This is a genomic window from Verrucosispora sp. WMMA2121 (assembly GCF_027460185.1).
GTDB lineage: Bacteria > Actinomycetota > Actinomycetes > Mycobacteriales > Micromonosporaceae > Micromonospora > Micromonospora palythoicola.
Genome location: NZ_JAPZBH010000004.1, coordinates 1023871 through 1037755 on the forward strand (window position 1 = coordinate 1023871; position 13885 = coordinate 1037755).

Genomic DNA, 13885 nt, shown 5'->3' on the forward strand with positions numbered 1-13885 from the left:
GGCGCCGCGCCCACCGATGAGCCGGGCTTCAGACCCGCGGAAGTCGAGCGACATAGGCGACGGTGTCGGCCCCGGCCCGGCAACCGCTCAGGTGGCCACCGGCCGCCCCCACGTCGTACAGCCAGGCCACCTCGGCCGCCGCCGCGTCCACCGGAAACGACATGACCTGTTCGTCGTACGGGCGACCGGCCAACTCGGCGCGGGCGGCGGCGGCCTCGGCGTACCGGGCGGTGAGGGCGTCGGCGTCGTCGGCGCGCAGAGCGGCGGCCAACTCGTCGAGGAACCCGGTGACCTGTGTCAACGCGGCCAGCACCTGGTCGCGGTTGCCGCGCAGCATGTTGCCGGTGCGGTGCGCCGGGGTGCCGGCGACCCGGGTGCCGTCCCGGAAGCTCCCGGCGGCCAGCGCCAGGACCGCGTCCCGCGACGGTGACCGGTGCGCCGCACCGGCCAGCGCCCCGGCGAGCAGGTGTGGCACGTGCGAGGCGAGCGCCACCACGGCGTCGTGCCGGTCCGCGGCCATCGGCACCACCCGGGCGGCGAAGACGTCGGTGACCAGGGTGACGAGGCGGCGGAACGCGGCCAGCCCGTCCGGTGCGGGGCAGAGCACCCAGGCGGCGCCGGTGAACAGCTCCGGCAGCGCCGCCGTGAGACCAGCCCGACCGGTGCCCGCCATCGGGTGCCCGGGTACGAACCGGCTGGTCAACCCCTGTTCCGCGGCGAACGCCGCCAACTCGGCCTTGGTGCTGCCCACGTCGGTGACCAGGCAGTCCTCCGCGGTGGCGGCGGCAACCTCGACCAGGGTCGCGGGCAGCGTGGGCAGCGGTCCGCCGAGAAACACCACGTTCCGGCCGGCCACCGCGTCGACCAGCCGCTCCGCGGTCGGTACGCCGGCCAGCCGGGCCTGCCGGCGGGTCTGCTCGTCCGGATCCCAGCCGGTCACGTCGACGCCGACGGCGTGCAGTCGGAGGAGCACCGAGCCACCGATCAGGCCGGTGCCGACCACCGCCGCCCGCAGCCGTGCGTCAGCCCTGAGCACCATCCGCGTACCTCGGCGTTCCGTTTCGTCACGGAGCCGGCCGGCCCCGCGGCGTGCCTGCCGGATCGGCGCGGAACCGCCACTACGTCCGCAGACACGCCCTACGTCCGCGCCGAGGATATCGCCGGCCGGATCGGCGGTCGGACCGGTACGCCCGCCCGACGGTCAGGCACGCGCGGCGTACGCCTTGTCCCGGAAGCGGCTGAACGGGCCGGGCGGATCCGATCGTCCACCACCAACGTCGGCGTCTCTGGCTGCGCGCCCCTGCGCCGGAACGGCCACATGTGCCTTCCCTCCCCCGATCTCGACCGGCAAGATCGTAAAGCCGACCGAACCGGACCGGAAGGGGGTTGTCCGGCAAAGATCCACGTCGTACGGTCCCTGCGCCGCCCGCAGCCAGGCGGGCACGGAACGGGGAGGAACGGCCATGGCCGCGACGTACCGTGCACTCGCCTCGGTGGTCATGTTGATCGGGTTCTACGTGGTCGCGCTGCTTCAGTTGGCGGCCGTCGCCGCTCTCGGCGTGTGGCTGTACGGCCACACGAACGGACTGGTCACCGGGAAGCTGCTGCTGCCGCTCATTGTCGCGCTGGGTGCGGTGGCGGTCGGGCTCTGGCGGGCGATCCGGACGAAGAACGAACCCGCACCGGGCCTGGTGCTCGACGAGCGGGAGGCACCGCAGCTGTGGGCCACCGTCCGGGAGCTCGCCGACGCGGTCGGTACCCGCGCGCCGGACGAGATCCGGCTGGTGCCCGAGGTGAACGCGGCGGTCGGCGAGCAGAGTCGACTGCTCGGGCTGATCGGCGGGCGACGCACCCTCTACGTGGGTCTGCCGCTGCTGCAGGCGATGCGGGTCGACCAACTCCGCTCGGTGCTGGCACACGAGCTGGGTCACTACTCCGGCAAGCACACCCGGCTCGGCGGCGTCGCCTACCGGGGACGGCTGGCGATCGAGGGCACCATCGAGCGGATCAAGCCCCGCAACCCCATCGGCCTGGTCTTCAAGGGGTACGCGAAGCTGTACCTGATGGTCGACAACGCCGCGTCGCGGCGGCAGGAGTTGGAGGCCGACCGGGCCTCCGTCCAACTCGCCGGTCACGAGGCGGCCACGTCCGCCCTGCGCAGCCTGCCGGCGCTCGACGCGGCCTGGAACTTCTTCACCGACCGCTACGTGGACTCGGGCTGGCAGGCCGGCCTCGCCCCGGACGACCTGTTCGGCGGCTTCGGGCAACTGCTGAACGCCCGCCGGGAGCAGATCGACAAGCTCCAGCAGGACGTACCGGACCGCGAGCCGTCCCGGTGGGACACCCACCCGCCGATCGGCATCCGGATCGACGCGATGGCACAGCTGCCCGCCGGTGCCGCCTTCGCCGACGACCGTCCCGCACACGTGCTGGTCAGCGACGTCCTGGCCGCCGGCCGCCGGCTGCAGAGCCTGGTCCTGGACCTCGGCAACCGTCAGGTGCTGCCCTGGCCGGAATTCACCCACGCGGCGATCGCCGCCGGTATGCAACGTCAGGCGGACAACATCTACCGGGCGGCCGGCCGGTTCACCGGCAGTGCGGAGCCGGGCCTGACGACCGTGCTCGACCTCGTCCGGGCGGGCCGTCTCGGCGAGTTCGCCGAGCAGTTCTTCAGCGACGCCACCCGGCGGGAGGCAGCGGCCCGCTTCGCCGGACCGATGGAACTGCTGCTCGACAACGCGGCCGTCCGCGCCCAGCGGGCCCGCTGGCAGCTGTCCTGGGGTGGTCCGGCCCAGTTCGTGGGCATTGACGGTGAGCCGTTGGACCTCGCCGAGATCGCCAAGCTGGCGGTATCGGCGGAAACCCTCGACGAGGCCCTGGTCCGGCTGGCCGAGCTGGGCGTCGACCCCGCCACCGCGACGGTGGTGCAGGGCCGCGCCACCGCCGACAACGCCGGCGTCATCGGCGCCATCGGCAACATGAAGGTCGACGGTGTGCAGCACGACCTGCTGATCCTCGACCGTGGTCTGATCCTGGTCGGTGGCCCGGGCAAGGCCGGCGACGGCGAGAAGCGGCTCAAGAACCTGCTCGAGTCGACGCCGGTGGCCACGCTGGCCACTCGACACCAGTTCCTGCCGTACGAGGAGCTGGTGTCGGTGAACGTGACCAGGGAGATTCCGCTGAAGGCCGAGCTGACGCTGCACGGTGGTCGGACGGTGGCCCTGCAGGAGTTGTACGGCAGCGAGCTGCTGGAGCGGCACAGCCGGGACAACCTGCTGCGGGTGTTCGAGCGGATCAACGAGGACTGAGCCGACGCGGCGAGGCGAGCCGAGGTCGTGCCCGGCAGGTGTCGAGCACGACCTCGGCAGCCCTCGGCGATGGTCAGGCCAGGCGGGCGGCGACCGCCGCGATCCGCTCGTCGGACTCGGTGAGCGCTGCCCGGACGTACTGCCGCGCGCCGGGACCGTAGAAGACACCGGCGGCGACCAGGATCCCCCGCCGGGCCAGCCAGTCGACGGTGGCCCAGCAGTCCTCGCCCCGGGTCAGCCACAGGTAGAGCCCCGCCTCGGAGTGCTCCACGGTGAAGCCCGCGCCGACGAACGCCGCCCGCAGCATCTCGCGCCGCGCACGGTACCGCTCCCGCTGCTCGTCGGCGTGCCGCTCGTCGCGCAGGGCCGCCACCATGGCCGCCTGCACCGGCGCCGGCACGATCATCCCCGCATGCTTGCGGATCTTGAGCAACTCGGCCACCAGCGCCGGGTCACCGGCCACGAACCCGGCCCGGTAGCCGGCCAGGTTGGAACGCTTGGACAGCGAATGCACCGCCAGCACGGAGTCGTACGAGCCGCCGCACACCTCGGGTGCCAACACCGACACCGGCTCGGCGTCCCAGCCCAACGGCAGGTAGCACTCGTCGCTGGCCACCACCGCACCGCGCTCACGCGCCCAGTCCACCACCTTGCGCAGGTGCGTGGCGGGCAGCACCCGTCCGGTCGGATTGCCCGGTGAGTTGACCCAGACCAGGCGCACCCGGGACGTCGGACCGACGGCGGTCAGCGAGTCGGCGCGTACGGTGGTGGCCCCGGCCAGCCGGGCACCGTCCTCATAGGTCGGGTAGGCGATCGACGGGACCATCACGACGTCGCCCGGCCCCACCCCGAGCAGGGTGGGCAACCAGGCCACCAGCTCCTTCGAGCCGATCGTCGGCAGGACTCCGAACCCGTCCGCGCCCGCGCCACATGCCCGCGACACCCAAACCGTGATCGCGTCCCGCAGCGCCCGGGTGCCGGCGGTCAACGGGTAGCCGGGCGCGTCCGAGGCGTCCGCGAGGGCCTGCCGGATCACCTGCGGCACCGGATCGACCGGCGTACCCATGGAGAGGTTGATCAGGCCGTCCGGGTGCGCCGCGGCCAACGTGGCCGCGGCGTCCAGGGTGTCCCAGGTGAACTCGGGCAGCCGCGACGAGACGGGGCCGGGCCGGTTCAGTGGCCCTCGCCGCGGGGCGGCTGGGCGGCGACGAAGGTGGCGTCCTTCTCCACCTTGCCGACCTTGGAGGCCCCACCGGGCGAACCGAGATCCTCGAAGAACTCGTAGTTGGCGCCGGTGTAGTCCTTCCACTGCTCCGGGACGTCGTCCTCGTAGAAGATCGCCTCCACCGGGCAGACAGGCTCACAGGCACCACAGTCGACGCACTCGTCGGGGTGGATGTAGAGCATCCGGTTGCCCTCGTAAATGCAGTCGACCGGGCATTCCTCGATGCATGCCTTGTCGAGCACATCCACGCACGGCTCGGCGATGATGTAGGTCACCGGTCTTCTCCTCCGCAAGACACGCCGCGATCACCCGCGACGGTAAGAGCCTAGTATCTCGCCGGGGAGGAGGTCGATCGTGCTCCGAGAGCAAGACGTGGGACACCGGATCGTGGTGCGGCGTCGCGTCGGCGTACGCGGTGGTCGTCCGGTCTACTCCGACGCGCTCGGTGAGCTGGTCGAGCTGAGCGAGACACATCTCACGCTCACCACCCGACAGGGGCGACTGCGGGTGCCGATCGCCGAGGTGCACCGGGCCAAGCGGGTTCCGGCCGCCCGGCGGCCGACCGCCGCCGCCATGATCGAGCTGGAACTCGCCGCCGACGAGGCGTGGCCGGCGCCCGTCCGGGCCCGGTTGGGCGACTGGCTGCTGCGGGCCGCCGACGGCTGGACCGGGCGGGCCAACTCGGCCCTGCCGGTGGGTGATCCGGACCGTCCGCTGCCGGCCGCACTGGACGCGGTGCAGCGCTGGTACGCCGGACACGGCCGCCCGGCCATGGTCAACACGCCGCTGCCGCTGGCCGCGCCGGTCGGTGCCGAACTCGACCGGCGCGGCTGGGGCAGCCGCCCACCGGTGCTGGTGCAGACCGCACCACTCGCCGCCCTCCTCGCGGCCACGTCCGACGAGGCGATTCCCGCAGCGACCGGCGTCCCCGACCCCAGCCGCGACCCGGGTGACACCACCGGCACGGGCCGCCCGGCCGGCCCGGGAGGCACGGCCGACGCGGGAGGCGCAGTGGTCGAGTTGGCCGGCGCGCCGTCAGCGGACTGGCTCGCCGTCGCGGCCGGCCGCAAGGGCGGGCTACCGGACGCCGCCCGGCACGTGCTCACCGCCGTGGACCACATCCGCTTCGCCCACGTGTATCTCGACGGCGGGCTCGTCGCCGTCGGCCGTGGCACCGTGACCGGCCAGGGGCGCTGGCTCGGGTTGTGCCTGGTCGAGGTGCTGCCCGCCGCACGCCGGCAGGGACTCGCCGTCCGGCTGATCCGGGCACTCGCCGACTGGGCCGCCGAGGCCGGTGCGACGGATGCGTTCCTCCAGGTCGAGCAGAGCAACGCCGGCGCGGTCGCGCTCTACCGCAAGCTGGGCTTCACCACCCACCACACCTATCTGACCCGGATCGCGCCGCAGTGACCCCGCCGGTCAACGACGGACCACCCGGCGGGGCTTGGCCGCGGTGGTCTCGGCGTACCGTTGCAGGCTGCGCGAACGGTGGTCGCGGCCGAGGGTGACCAGCAGCAGGTAGCCCAGCATCGCCCCGACGGTGGTCGCCACCAGGTAGAGCCCGATCTGCGCGAAGAACGTACCGCCGCCACCGGCGAACGGGTTGTCGCCCACCAGCAGCGGCCCGACCAGCACGGTCAACCCGACCGCGATGCCGATCGCGGCGGCCACGTCGCCGGCCCAGCGGGCCAACGGACGCCGCGCGCCCCAGACGAATGCCACGCCGGCCAGCAGCAGACCGATCACCACGAACATCCCGAGCGACACCCGGTCGGCGACGGTGTCGTCACCGTCGAAGCCGAACCGGATGACCAGCCGGGCGACCACGTTGACCGCGAACAGTGCGATCGCGAGCACCCCGACCGCACGCCACCGCTGTCCCATCACACGCCTCCCGCCGTACCGCCCGCCCGGATGGCGGGTCTCCTGGCAGGAATATGTACCACCCGTCGCTGAGCGACGTCAGTACCGTCCGGGAGCCGGAGCCGGCGCGAGGATCGACCGGAACGCCATCACCGTGAAGGTCATCGCACCGCCCACCACCAGCGTGAGCCCGACCCAGTTGCCGACGAGCAGGACGTCGCCCTCACTGGTCCGGTCGGCGGCGATCACCATGATCGCCACCCAGGGCAGCGCCGGCAGCGCCACCGCCCAGCGGCGGCCCACGGTCTCGACGGCCAACCAGCTCAACGCGATGTTCGCGGCCACGGCCACGAGTACCGTGACGCCGATCAGGTGCCCGCCGATCCGAAGCGGGGCGAGCAGCAACTCCAGCACCGCGCTCAGCATCGCCGCCACGACGGCGAACCCGCCGCCGGCCACCCGCAGGCCGAGATCCAGCGGACGCCGCCACCTCCGGGCCGGGTGAGGCGGCTGCTGCTCCTGCGGTGCGACCGACATCGCGGCGGGCAGCGTCACCGGTGACCGGCCGGGGTGACCGGTCTACGGCCGGGACCGCCGACGACACCCGGGCGGCCGACCGAGTCCGACGCTGCGACGTCCACCCCGGCGAACAGATCCGACTCCCAGCCGTACGGACCGCTGCCCGCCCCCTTCTCCCCCACCGCCAGGGTGAAGTACTCCACCCCCATGAACTCGGCACCGAAATTGCCGGCGATCGAGTACAGCCAGGAGGTGGCCGGGATCTGAGTGGCGTGGGCGCGCATCGCCGCCTCCTTCGCGGCGTGCTGCTCGGTGGCGTCGATGCGGGCGGCGATCTGCGCGTCCGGCGTGCAGAACGGCAGCTCGGTGGCGTCACCGATGCCGGCGAACGGGTTGTCCGACGCCTCCGCGAAGTGCGTCATGCCGGCCTCCAGCACGCTCTGCGGCATCGCCGTCCAGTAGACCTTCGCCGGCGCGAGCCCCTCGGCGGCGGCCAGCTCCACGGCCCGCATGGTCACCCGGTGCGCCTGGATGTGGTCGGGGTGGCCGTAGAAGCCGTTGTCGTCGTACGTGACCACCACCTGCGGGCGGATCTCCCGGATGATCTCCAACAACTGGCCGGCGGCCTCGTCCAGATCGGCCCCCCAGAAGGCCCGGGGGTGCTCGTTGGTCGACAGGCCCATCATGCCGGAGTCGCGGTAGCGGCCGGCCCCGCCGAGGAAGCGGTGGTCGGTGACGCCGAGTTCGGCGCAGGCGGCGGCCAGCTCGGCGATCCGGTACCCGCCGAGCTGGTCGGCCTCGGCGGCGGCGAGCCCGGCCAGCTCCGGTACGTGGATCTCACCCTCCTCGCCCAGCGTGCAGGTCACCAGGGTGACGTGGGCACCCGTGGCCGCGTAGTGGGCCATCGTCGAGCCGGTGCCGATGGACTCGTCGTCGGGATGCGCGTGGACCAGCAGCAGGCGGCGGTCAGGCAGCGTCGTCACGACGGTCACTCTAACCGGCGGTTCTCGCCCACCGGCCCAGACGCGTCCGCGCAGGTCGCTCACATCGGGCCCGGTACCGGCCTACGATCTGGCCTGTGGACTTTCCCGAGCTGGCCGCCCGCACCCGCAGGTTCAGCCACGGGGCGCCGCGTGCCGTCGCCGTGGCCGAGGACGGTGCCCGGGTGGTCTTCCTACGCTCGGCCGGGCCGGAGGATCCGGCCGACGCGCTGTGGCTGCTGAACGTGGCGACCGGCACCGAACGGCTGGTCGCCGATCCGGGCGCGCTGCTCGGCACCGACGCCGACCCCGACGCGCTGAGCCCGGGGGAACGGGCCCGGCGGGAGCGGCTGCGGTTGAGTGCCTCCGGCATCGGCTCGTACGCCCTCGACGCCACCGGCCGGGTTGCGGTGTTCGCGCTGGCCGGTCGGCTCTTCCGGGCCGACCTGGTGCACGGCGACGTGATCGAGGTGCCCACCGTCGGGCCGGTGCTCGACCCCCGACCGGACCCGAGCGGGCAGCGGCTGGCCTACGTGACCGACGCCGCCGAGGGAGTCCGCCGCGGCGAGCTACGGGTGATCGACAGCGACGGCGCCGACACCATCCTGGCCGGCGAGGACTCCGGCGTGCTCTGGGGGCTGGCCGAGCACATCGCGGCGGAGGAGTTCGGGCGGCACCGCGGCTACTGGTGGGCTCCCGACGGTCGGTCGGTGCTCGCCGCCCGGGTCGACGAGACCCGGCTGCCCCGCTGGCACCTGCACGATCCGGCGCAGCCCGGCAGCCCACCGACAAGTGTCGCGTACCCGGTGGCGGGTGGCCCGAACGCCGAGGTCAGCCTGCACCTGCTCGACCTCGACGGCGGGTGGGTCGACGTGCACTGGGACCGGGAGACCTACCCGTACCTGACCGCGGTGCACTGGGGTGAGGGCGCCCCGCTGATCACCGTGCTGCGCCGCGCCCAGCAGCACGGGTTGGTGCTCGCGATCGACCCGCGTACCGGAGAGACCCAGGTGCACGCCGAGCTGGCCGACCCACGCTGGGTCGAACCGATCCCGGGCACCCCCGCGCACCTGCCCGACGGGCGGGTGCTGGTCGGTGGCGAGCTGGCCCACGACGGGTACGACGCGCGCTGCCTGTTCGCCGACGGCACCCTGCTCACCCCGCCCTCGCTGTACGTGCGCCGGGTGGTCGGCCGGCTGGCCGGCGGCGGCGGTCCGGCGGACCTGCTGGTCGAGGCGAGCGACGGCGAACCGAGCGAACAGCACCTGTTCCGGGTCCGGACCAGCATCGGCGGCGGGGTGGACGCCCGCCGGCTGACCAGCGACGCCGGCTGGCACGTCGGCGCGGTCGGTGGTGGCGTGCTGGTCATCGGCAGCGCCTCGCTGGATCACGCGGGCGTGCGGTGGACGGTGCTCCAGGGAGATCGGGAGGTGGGCACGCTGCGGTCGCTGGCCGCCACGCCCAGCTACTCCCCGCTGCCGCTGCTGGAGCGGGTGACCGACCGGCGGCTCCCCGCCGCGGTGCTCTACCCGGACAACCACGTCACCGGCCGCCGGCTGCCGGTCCTGCTGGACGTCTACGGCGGGCCGGGCCACCAGGAGGTGGTGGCCGCCCGCTCGGCCTGGCTGGAGCGGCAGTGGTGGGCCGACGCCGGTTTCGCGGTGGTCGTCACCGACAACCGGGGCACGCCGGGCATCGCCCCGTCGTACGAGAAGGCCATCCACCGACGGGTCGCCGACGTGGTCCTGCTCGACCAGGTGGAGGCCCTCACCGCGCTCGCCGGCAAGCACCCGGACCTGGACCTGGACCGGGTCGCGGTGCGTGGCTGGTCGTTCGGCGGCTGGCTGGCCGGCCTGGCGGTGCTGCGGCATCCGGAGCTGTTCCGGTGCGGCATCGCCGGTGCGCCGGTCACCGACTGGGCGCTGTACGACACCGCGTACACCGAGCGGTACCTGGGTCTGCCCGCCGACGGGGAGGACGTCTACGCGCACCACTCACTCGTGGAACTGGCCGCCGAGCCGGTCACCGACCCGGCACACGCCCGCCCGCTGCTGCTGGTGCACGGCATGGTCGACGACAACGTGGTGGCGGCGCACACGCTGCGGCTGTCGGCGGCGTTGCTGGCCACCGGCCGGCCGCACTCGGTGCTGCCGCTGACCGGCGCCACCCACATGGCCAGCGGCGGCCTCGCCGAACGCCTCCTCCGCCTCGAACTCGACTTCCTCCGCACCCACCTCGGCACGTGAGCCGCGGCTACGTTCGACGCCGCGCCACTCGCACGAAGGGTGCGACGATGGAGACGACCTGGCAGGCAGGATCCCGCAGAGACGAGCGGAGGTGACCATGACCGTGGCGGTGTTCGACCACGAGGGCCCGTGGACCGAGGAGGAGTACCTCGCCCTCGGCGAGACCTCCCAGCGCGTCGAACTCTTCGACGGGAGCCTGCACGTGACCCCAGCCCCCACCCCACGCCACCAGCGGATATCACGAAAGCTGGGCAACATCCTGGAAGCGGCGGCCGAAGCCGTCGGTTTGGAACTGCTGGAAGCGGTGAACGTTCGGCTGCGACCAGGACGCATTCCGATCCCGGATCTGGTGCTCATCAGACCGGTCAACCTGGACGACCCGTACATCGAGGCAGCCGACGTTCGACTTGTCTGCGAGATCATCTCGCCCGGCAATGCGGCAACGGACAACGTCCTCAAGATGCACTACTACGCCTCCGCCGGCATCGAGTGGTATCTGCTGGTCGAGCAGTCGACCGGCGGGCTCCGCCGCTATCAGCGGCGTGGTTGTCACTACGTCGAGCATCAGGCGGCCAGGCGGGGCGCAGTGCTCGAGCTGAACGCACCCGTCAAGGCGAAGGTCCGCCCCGAGGATCTCGTACCCTGACGGTTGTCAGTCGGCTGGCCTAGGGTCGGGCCATGAGCGAGTTCGGGGTGGCCGAGGTGGCCGTGCAGGCGGCGCTGGACGCGGGCGCCCGCTACGCCGACGTCCGGGTGATGCATCGGCGCTACGAATCGATGTCCGCCCGCAACGGCGAGATCGAGTCACTGACCCAGGACGAGAGCGTCGGCCTGGGTGTCCGCGCGCTTGTCGGTTCGAGCTGGGGCTTCCACGCCGTACCGGAGCTGTCGGACCGGGCCGCGCGCGACGCCGGCCACCGGGCCGCGCGGACCGCGGCGGCCAGTGCGCTGGTCCCGGGCCCGCCCGTCGACCTGGTCGCGGTCGACCCGGTCACGGCGAGCTGGTCCGCGCCCTGCGAGGTGGATCCGCTCGGCGTCTCCCTCGCCGTCAAGGGTGACCTGCTGGTGGCGGCCACCCGCACCATGGCCGAGCACGGTGCCGACCTCGCCGAGGGGCTCTACCAGGTCTGGGACACCGCGAAGTGGTTCGTCTCCAGCGAGGGGCACCGCATCGACCAGCGCATCCGCGAGTGCGGCGGTGGCATCTCGGCCACCTCCGTCGGCGCCGGTGAGACCCAACGCCGGTCCTGGCCGAGCTACCGCGGCCAGTACGGCACCACCGGCTGGGAGCTCGTCGACTCGCTGGAGTTGGGCGCGCACGCGGCGCGGATCGCCGAGGAGTCCCGAGCGCTGCTGACCGCACCGCTCTGCCCCACCGGCGAGACCGACCTGATCCTCGGGGGCGAGCAGCTGGCCCTGCAGATCCACGAGTCGGTCGGGCACGCCATCGAGCTGGACCGGATCCTCGGCTGGGAGGCGGCCTTCGCCGGCACCTCGTGGTTGGATCTCGCGCAGCTCGGCTCGCTGCGCTACGGCTCCGAGCTGATGACCGTCACCATCGACCCGACCATCCCCGGCGCGCTGGGCAGCTTCGGCTACGACGACGAGGGCTCACCGGCGGTCAAGCGCGACGCGGTGCGGGACGGTCGTTGGGTGGGCGTGCTGGCGGGCCGGGACTCGGCGGCCGTCGCGGGCCTGGACCACGGCGGCAGCGTACGCGCCGACGGCTGGGCGCGGCTGCCGATGGTGCGGATGACGAACGTGGGCCTGGAGCCCGGTCCGCACACCCTGGAGGAGATCGTCGCCGCGACCGACAACGGGGTGTTGATGGACGTCAACCGGTCCTGGTCCATCGACGACAAACGGCTGAACTTCCAGTTCGGCTGCGAGATCGGCTGGGAGATCCGCAACGGCCGGCGGGGGCGGATGGTGCGTAACCCGACCTACACCGGCATCGGCCCGCTGTTCTGGCGCTCGATGGACATGCTCTCCTCGGAGACGATCCCGTGGGGCACCCCGAACTGTGGCAAGGGTCAGCCCGGCCAGATCGGGCACACCGGGCACCCGGCGGCCCCGGCCCGCTTCCGCAACGTCCGGGTGGGGGTACGCGCATGACCGGTCGCCGACGGACGACCCGGCGATGCGCGGCGGTGACGCCGGACGGTGTCGCCGACCGCGAGGAGGCGGCGTGAGTGGCGCGCCGGTGCGGGCCGGTGACGCCGAGTTGGACCTCGCCGGCCGGGTGGTGGATCTGGTCACCCGGCTCGCCGGGACGGCCGCCCAGGCGGAGGTGACGGTGGTCCGGGCCGAGTCGGCGTTGACCCGGTTCGCCAACTCGGCGATCCACCAGAACGTGGCCGCCTCCTCCGTTGACGTCCGGCTGCGGGTCCACCTGGCCGGGCGTACCGCCGCCGGCAGCGGGAACGCGGTCACCGCCGACGCGTTGCGCGCGTTGGTGGAGCGGGTGCTGACGGCGGCCCGGTTCACCCCGCCGGATCCGGCCTGGCCGGGACTCACCCCCGCGGCACCGGTGGCGCCCGCGCCGGAATGGGATCCGGCGACCGCCCACGCCGGGCCGGACCAGCGGGCCGCCCTGGTCCGGGCGTTCGTGGCCGCGGCGGGTGGGTTGGTGACCGCGGGCTACTGCCGCACGGGTCACCGGGTCACGGCCTTCGCCAACTCGGCCGGTCACTCGGCGCAGGGGCAGGCGGCCGAGGCGGCGATGGACGGGATAGCCCGGGCCGGCGGTGCGGACGGCACCGCCCGACAGCACGTCGACCGGGTCGCCGATCTCGACGGGGCCGGCCTGGGGCGGCGGGCCGCGGCGAAGGCCCGGGCGGCGGCCCACCCGGTCGAGCTGCCACCCGGGCGCTACCCGGTGGTGCTGGAGCCGGCTGCCGTCGCGGACCTGCTGCAGAATCTGGCCTGGTACGGCTTCAACGGCCGACGGTACGCCGAACGTCAGTCGTTCGCCGTCCCCGGTACGGCCCAGTTCGATCGCGCGGTGACCCTGGTCGACGATCCGTTGGCGGTCTCGGGGCTGCCGTTCGACCTGGAGGGCACCCCGACCCGGGCACTGACCCTGGTGGACGCGGGCACCACCAGGGCCGTCGCCCACGATCGGCGCAGCGCCGCCGAGCTGGGGGTCGCCTCGACCGGGCACGCCTGGGCCGGCGGCGCCACGTTCGGCCCGATTCCGCGCAACCTACGCCTCACCCCGGCCGGCACGGCGGGCGCAGCCGACTCGTCGGGTGCCCTGCTGGCCGGGGGCCATGGGGTGGTCGATCCGGAACCGCCGGCCGCCGCCCTGGTCACCGGCGGCCCGGCGACGGACGGCGCGATCGGGGATCCGGACACCGCCGCCCTGGTCTCCCGGATGGAGCGCGGCCTGCTGGTCAGCGACCTCTGGTACACCCGGGTCCTGGATCCGTTGAGTCTGGTCGTCACCGGCCTGACCCGCAACGGGCTGTGGCTGGTCGAGGACGGTCGGGTGACCCGGGCGGTACGCGATCTGCGCTTCACCGAGTCGTACCCGCGGGCGCTCGCCCCCGGGTCGGTGCTGGAGTTGGGCCGGCGCGCGGTACGCCTGCCGGACCGGACGGACGGCGGCTGGTGGGCGGCGCCGTCGTTGCGGCTGGCCTCGTGGAATTTCACCGGCGGGGCATCCGGCTGACCGTTTGTCGATCTTTTCCGCACGCTCGTATATCGATCTTGACGAGAGGCTTTCCAAAGTGCGGGACACAC

12 protein-coding genes are annotated in these 13885 nt (G+C 73.2%); 6 read left to right on the forward strand and 6 right to left on the reverse strand.

From position 1 onward, the window contains the following. Positions 1-28: 28 nt before the first annotated feature. Complete coding sequence (locus O7605_RS05425; protein ID WP_269738184.1) at positions 29-1039, reverse strand: prephenate dehydrogenase; 1011 nt, start codon at positions 1037-1039, stop codon at positions 29-31. A 424-nt stretch (positions 1040-1463) separates the two neighbouring features. Between O7605_RS05425 and O7605_RS05430 the strand changes: the two genes are divergently transcribed. Continuing rightward, positions 1464-3308 carry a M48 family metallopeptidase gene (locus tag O7605_RS05430; protein ID WP_269738185.1) on the forward strand — a complete coding sequence of 615 codons (1845 nt, stop codon included), beginning with the start codon at positions 1464-1466 and terminating at the stop codon, positions 3306-3308. A gap of 73 nt (positions 3309-3381) precedes the next feature. Here the strand turns inward: O7605_RS05430 and dapC are convergent, their stop codons facing one another. Beyond that, positions 3382-4485, reverse strand: coding sequence for a succinyldiaminopimelate transaminase (dapC, locus tag O7605_RS05435; protein ID WP_269738723.1), 1104 nt, complete (start codon positions 4483-4485; stop codon positions 3382-3384). Further along, on the reverse strand, positions 4482-4808 hold the full coding sequence (fdxA, locus tag O7605_RS05440; protein WP_030490464.1) for a ferredoxin: 327 nt from the start codon (positions 4806-4808) through the stop codon (positions 4482-4484). Before fdxA ends, dapC begins: the two co-directional genes overlap by 4 nt. A gap of 79 nt (positions 4809-4887) precedes the next feature. On the opposite strand from fdxA, the gene O7605_RS05445 reads away from it, so the two are divergent. Beyond that, positions 4888-5943, forward strand: a complete 1056-nt coding sequence (locus O7605_RS05445; RefSeq protein WP_269738186.1) for a GNAT family N-acetyltransferase — start codon at positions 4888-4890, stop codon at positions 5941-5943. A 9-nt stretch (positions 5944-5952) separates the two neighbouring features. Here O7605_RS05445 and O7605_RS05450 read toward each other — a convergent pair whose 3' ends face one another. The 3 genes from O7605_RS05450 to mshB form a co-directional block, all read right to left on the reverse strand. Continuing rightward, entirely contained in the window at positions 5953-6417 is a 465-nt protein-coding gene (locus tag O7605_RS05450; protein ID WP_269738187.1) for a hypothetical protein, read from the reverse strand. 78 nt (positions 6418-6495) lie between these two features. Continuing rightward, on the reverse strand, positions 6496-6933 hold the full coding sequence (locus tag O7605_RS05455) for a hypothetical protein (RefSeq protein WP_269738188.1): 438 nt from the start codon (positions 6931-6933) through the stop codon (positions 6496-6498). Between the two features lie 14 nt (positions 6934-6947). After that, complete coding sequence (gene mshB, locus O7605_RS05460; protein WP_269738189.1) at positions 6948-7907, reverse strand: N-acetyl-1-D-myo-inositol-2-amino-2-deoxy-alpha-D-glucopyranoside deacetylase; 960 nt, start codon at positions 7905-7907, stop codon at positions 6948-6950. 86 nt (positions 7908-7993) lie between these two features. Here mshB and O7605_RS05465 point away from each other — a divergent pair, with 86 nt between their 5' ends. From O7605_RS05465 to O7605_RS05480, 4 genes are all read left to right on the forward strand, one after another. Then, the gene (locus O7605_RS05465) at positions 7994-10141 is read left to right on the forward strand and encodes a S9 family peptidase (protein WP_269738190.1); all 2148 of its coding nucleotides are present in this window, start codon (positions 7994-7996) and stop codon (positions 10139-10141) included. Between the two features lie 97 nt (positions 10142-10238). Beyond that, complete coding sequence (locus tag O7605_RS05470; protein ID WP_269738724.1) at positions 10239-10787, forward strand: Uma2 family endonuclease; 549 nt, start codon at positions 10239-10241, stop codon at positions 10785-10787. 32 nt (positions 10788-10819) lie between these two features. Then, on the forward strand, positions 10820-12256 hold the full coding sequence (locus O7605_RS05475; protein ID WP_269738191.1) for a TldD/PmbA family protein: 1437 nt from the start codon (positions 10820-10822) through the stop codon (positions 12254-12256). A gap of 73 nt (positions 12257-12329) precedes the next feature. Beyond that, a complete protein-coding gene (locus O7605_RS05480) occupies positions 12330-13814 on the forward strand; it encodes a TldD/PmbA family protein (RefSeq protein ID WP_269738192.1) in 1485 nt (494 codons plus the stop codon). Positions 13815-13885 lie beyond the last annotated feature (71 nt).

Excerpts from the sequence above, each read along its gene's own strand:
- O7605_RS05425 (WP_269738184.1), bottom strand. The coding sequence starts at position 1,039 with ATGGTGCTCAGGGCTGACGCACGGCTGCGGGCGGCGGTGGTCGGCACC.
- O7605_RS05430 (WP_269738185.1), top strand. The coding sequence starts at position 1,464 with ATGGCCGCGACGTACCGTGCACTCGCCTCGGTGGTCATGTTGATCGGG.
- O7605_RS05450 (WP_269738187.1), bottom strand. The coding sequence starts at position 6,417 with ATGGGACAGCGGTGGCGTGCGGTCGGGGTGCTCGCGATCGCACTGTTC.
- O7605_RS05455 (WP_269738188.1), bottom strand. The coding sequence starts at position 6,933 with ATGTCGGTCGCACCGCAGGAGCAGCAGCCGCCTCACCCGGCCCGGAGG.
- O7605_RS05470 (WP_269738724.1), top strand. The coding sequence starts at position 10,239 with ATGACCGTGGCGGTGTTCGACCACGAGGGCCCGTGGACCGAGGAGGAG.
- O7605_RS05475 (WP_269738191.1), top strand. The coding sequence starts at position 10,820 with ATGAGCGAGTTCGGGGTGGCCGAGGTGGCCGTGCAGGCGGCGCTGGAC.